This window comes from Kitasatospora griseola (assembly GCF_014648555.1).
Taxonomy (GTDB): Bacteria; Actinomycetota; Actinomycetes; order Streptomycetales; family Streptomycetaceae; genus Kitasatospora; species Kitasatospora griseola.
Genome location: NZ_BMRI01000003.1, coordinates 197,876 through 198,675 on the forward strand (window position 1 = coordinate 197,876; position 800 = coordinate 198,675).

General features: G+C 74.6%; 2 protein-coding genes. Both read right to left on the reverse strand.

Annotated features, from left to right (window positions below):
- Nucleotides 1-309, reverse strand: a 309-nt coding sequence (locus tag IEZ12_RS37725; RefSeq protein ID WP_229847254.1) for an LON peptidase substrate-binding domain-containing protein, incomplete at its 3' end; no start/stop codon positions are given.
- 110 nt (nt 310-419) lie between these two features.
- Nucleotides 420-800: rhomboid-like protein (locus tag IEZ12_RS05060; RefSeq protein WP_373295433.1), on the reverse strand; the 381-nt coding region annotated here is incomplete at its 5' end.

Genomic DNA, 800 nt, shown 5'->3' on the forward strand with positions numbered 1-800 from the left:
CCCCGGCCCGGTCGTCCCCGTGCCGATCCGCACCCGTCGCACGGCCCGCACCAGCGCCGCCGGATCCCCGTCCGCCAGCCGCCCCACCTGCTCGACCGTCGCCAGCGCACCCACCGCCGCGTACGACCCGTCCAGCCGCGGCACCAGCAGCACCTGCGGCTTCCCCCCGCTGCTCCCCGCCCTGGCCGCCTCCACGGCAGCCCTCACCTCCGGATCCGAAAGCTCCAGCGGAACCACCATGCCGGGGAGCACCACCTCGTCGTCGAGCGGCAGCACAGGCAGAGTGAGCGGAACGGACGTCGATGCCATGATCTCTCCCCAGTCAGTGAAGTTGAGTCGACCTGACTAAGGCTTGGGGCGCACCGATTGTTCCCCTCCGACTGTTCACCCTGAGCGAAGCGGGCGCAGGCCTGCGCGGCTCAGCCCTCCACGGCCGTCGCCGTCTTCCAGGCCCGCACCCGCTCCGGCCCCCGCGGGCCCCTCCCCCGGCGCAGCCACGGCCACATCGCCACGCCCAGCAGCATCGCCGCCGGATGCCCGACCGAGGTCACCAGGTCGGGATCGGTGAGCAGCTGGTGCCCGATCAGCGCCAGTCCCGCCCCGAGCGCGAGCGCCCGCCCGGGCCGCCGCAGCAGTCCGGCCAGCCCGCCCAGCGAGGCCAGCACTCCGTAGCTGACGCCGATGTCCATCGCGTCCAGCACGTCGGGCGCGGTCGCCCCGCCGGCCACCGTCGCCACCACCACTCCCTGCGAGAGCAGCGTCGCGCCGATGTGGCCGGCCCCGAAGACGCCGAGGGCACG